The following is a 3,137-nucleotide window of genomic DNA, read 5'->3' as shown; positions in this document are numbered from 1 at the left end:
CTGTCACTTTGAGAATTATCTGATTCTGTTTTTTGAGCGGTATTTGATCGTGTCAGGTAGCACCGATGACCAGACAGTCGCGGGCGGCGTCTACCACTTCACGGGTGACGGTGCTGAGCTGGTTGAGCTCCTTGATCCGCCTAACCTGCGACATGAGTCGGTCGATCAAGCGGAAATTACCGGCAGTAATGGTGATGATGGCAGCCACGGCTTCCTGATCAGCGAACTCGTCGCTGCGAATGGTGCCGCCCCAGCCTTGCCAGTGTTGTTCGAGTACGAACCGCGCCTCCTCTTGGTTCAGCGGGCGGAACGCATGCGCGAACCCGACCCGCGAGTAGAGCTGCGGATAGCGAGCCAGCCGTCTCTCCAGCCCCGGCATGCCGATCAGCACCAAGCCGATCTCGCCGCGGTCATAGAAATCGCGCAGCTCCTCCAAGCTAGGTGTGCTGAGTCGGTCGGCCTCATCGATGATCACCAGTTCGCAGGGCGAGCTGAAGTCGGCTTGGCCGTCCGGATGGGCTGGGCGACGTGCTCGCCCGACCAGACCTCGCAGTAGGACCAGTCGTTCATCGAGGCTTGAGCGCACCGTTCGCGGCGTGTTGGTGACCGGCGGTGTGTACAGTAGACTATGGCAGTCGGCGATTTCCACCGGTACGGCTTCACCGAAGGCGAGCGGGTCGCGCCCTTCGAGCAGATCCCATTTCGCGTAATGGCGCGCCGAGAGGGTCTTTCCGACCCCCGGTGGCCCGTAGCAGATGCCGATGTAGCGCTCTCGCTGGCAAGCACCGCAGAACTCCTCGAAACGGCGGTATTCCTTGGTCACCAGAAAGCCCGGGACAACGACGGCACCATCACTCATGCTGGTATCGCCGAAGAGGCGGCGCTCCCTTGCTGGTGGGGATTTTGGCAGTGGGAGATGGCGGCACAACAGGGATAGACGGCGCCGTTGTCGGTCGGGTCAGAACCTGGTCGATCAGCGAACGCCGGTCCTTGATCGTGGATTGCAACGCCCGTCGGCGCTCCGTCCGGGCGCGGAGGATGTCCTTGAAGCTGACCGCCTCGCCCGCCAGCTCTTGGCAGATGGCCCGGCACAGGAAACGGTCGTCCTGATAGATGCGGATCTCGGCGATATCGGCGGGGTCGTAACGGATGGTCACCGTCGCACCGACGAAGGGCGCGAGAGTTGGATCGATATAGCGCAGTGACTGGAAGCGGATGCCGTCGCGATGCACCTGGCGCGGGCGACTGACCGTCAGCAACAGCAAATCGAGCTCTTCCAGCGACGCCGGCATACGAGGCAAGAAGCCACCCCGGCTCCACCGTGCTTCCGGGGGTTCTCCCGTCACGCTATGCGGCGCGTGGTGATAGGTCTCGACGATGAAGCGCCGCAGCGCGGCGTCAAGCTGGACAAGGGTCAACCCTGGCTTTGGTGGCGGACCGCCCGGACCGATGTAGCCTGGCAGCGCCGCCAGACAGCATGTGTTCAGAGTGCCGAAGAACCGCTCGATACGACCCCGCCCACGCGGTTGGCCAATCTGCGAAAAGATCAGCCGGATCTTCAGCTCGGCGCAAACCTGTTCGATATGACGCGAGGTGAAGTCGGAGCCGTGATCTGTGTAGAGCATCTCGGGGATGCCGCAGATCGTCCATCCCGCCTTGCCTTTGCGCCAGATCGCGTTGCGCAATGCGAGCGCGGTCTGCAAGGCACTCGGAGCACTGGTCGAGAGGCGGTACGCGGCAATCCCGCGGCTGTGATCGTCGATGACGATGGTCAGCCACGGCCGGACGTTGGCCCCCACTTCGTCGAGCACCAGAATGTCCAACTCCGTATGATCCGCCTGCCAGATCTCGTTCGGCCGCGTCGCCTCACGACGGTGCAGCAGGTCGAAGCCGTGCGCGTAGGCCTTGGCACCCTGGTGGGCAAGCACCATCAAGGCGGGGTCGATGGCGCGCATGATGGCGTGGACAGTTGCGTAGCTCGGTGCCGATCTGCCCTCATGCGCAGCGGTATCGCATACGATGCGATGGATGGCTGCGACCGATCGACGCGGTCGTTCCAGCGCCAAGCCTTCGATGATCGTTGCAAGTTCGGCGGACAGCCGGCGCCGGACGCCGCGATCGCTGCGAGATCGGCGATGCAGACCGGGCAGGCCATGTAAGCGATAGAGGCGGAGCCAGCGACGCAGCGTCGGAACTGGAACGCCGCTTGCGCGCGCCACGGAGGGAACGCTGACGCCACTCTCCAGCACGGGCTGGAGCAGCCGGAACCGCGTCAGGGCCGCGTCGTCCACCGCAACCGAAGCCGCGACGTCGGTTGGCATGGTCACGCTCGGCTGCCGAGCAACTTGGTGCCGTGTGCGCGCAGCGACCCGTCGGGCGCGACATGACGGTAGAGCGTCTGGCGGGTGATGCCGAGCTCACGGCAGAGGTTTGCGATCTTTGTCTCAGGCTTGCCCATCGCCGCCTGCGCCAAGCGTAGCTTCGCCGCGGTCATCTTGAACGGCGCGCCGCCATTGCGGCCCCGGGCGCGCGCCGCCACGAGGCCGGCCTTCGTACGCTCGACAATGAGGGCCCGCTCGAACTCGGCTAGCGCCGCGAAGATGCCGAACACCAGCTTGCCCGCGGCGGTTGTCGTGTCGATCGCTGCTCCCTCACCGGCGAGAACTTTCAGGCCAACACCGCGCCTAGTCAGATCGTCCATCAAGTTGACGAGGTGGCGCAGGTCGCGCCCGAGCCGGTCAAGTTTCCAGACGACCAGCATGTCGCTCGCGCGCAGTGCCTTGGTGCAGGCGACAAGGCCGGGGCGGTCATCCCGACGGCCGGAGGCGAGGTCTTCGTAGAGGTGTGCGACGGTAACCCCAGCGGCGAGAAGGGCGTCGCGCTGCAGATCCAGGACCTGGGATCCGTCTGCCTTGGATACCCTCATGTAGCCGATCAGTACCAAACGACCGCTCCATAAACATCCGATTGCGTGACAGGCGCTTAGAGCAACACCGCCAGGCGTTACGCCGCTCCACAACCCGTCATACATTCAATGTTAACAAAACCTCAATCTCAGAAGATTATGGAGCAGCCCGATCGGCGAAGCAATCAGATAATATTCAAAGAACAGGATCAGATAATTCTCAAATTGACAG

Annotated in this window: 3 protein-coding genes and 1 pseudogene; all 4 read right to left on the bottom strand. The window is 63.3% G+C overall.

The features are described from left to right. Nucleotides 1-52 precede the first annotated feature (52 nt). The 4 genes and pseudogenes from ACP5E6_RS17625 to ACP5E6_RS17610 all read right to left on the bottom strand — a co-directional run bounded on the left by ACP5E6_RS17625 (nucleotide 53) and on the right by ACP5E6_RS17610 (nucleotide 2,944). Nucleotides 53-859 carry an AAA family ATPase gene (locus tag ACP5E6_RS17625; protein WP_427956447.1) on the bottom strand — a complete coding sequence of 269 codons (807 nt, stop codon included), beginning with the start codon at nucleotides 857-859 and terminating at the stop codon, nucleotides 53-55. Next, nucleotides 852-1,955, bottom strand: a complete 1,104-nt coding sequence (locus ACP5E6_RS17620) for a Mu transposase C-terminal domain-containing protein (RefSeq protein ID WP_427956450.1) — start codon at nucleotides 1,953-1,955, stop codon at nucleotides 852-854. Before ACP5E6_RS17620 ends, ACP5E6_RS17625 begins: the two co-directional genes overlap by 8 nt. Before the next feature lie 171 nt (nucleotides 1,956-2,126). After that, nucleotides 2,127-2,321 (bottom strand): annotated as a pseudogene (locus tag ACP5E6_RS17615) (helix-turn-helix domain-containing protein); the annotation flags it as partial. A 2-nt stretch (nucleotides 2,322-2,323) separates the two neighbouring features. Next, nucleotides 2,324-2,944, bottom strand: a complete 621-nt coding sequence (locus ACP5E6_RS17610; protein ID WP_427956445.1) for a recombinase family protein — start codon at nucleotides 2,942-2,944, stop codon at nucleotides 2,324-2,326. Nucleotides 2,945-3,137: the final 193 nt, after the last annotated feature.

This window comes from Acidiphilium sp., from assembly GCF_049977125.1.
Taxonomy (GTDB): domain Bacteria; phylum Pseudomonadota; class Alphaproteobacteria; order Acetobacterales; family Acetobacteraceae; genus Acidiphilium.
Note: the sequence above shows the minus strand (reverse complement) of the source record. Positions and strands in the feature narration are given on the sequence as shown.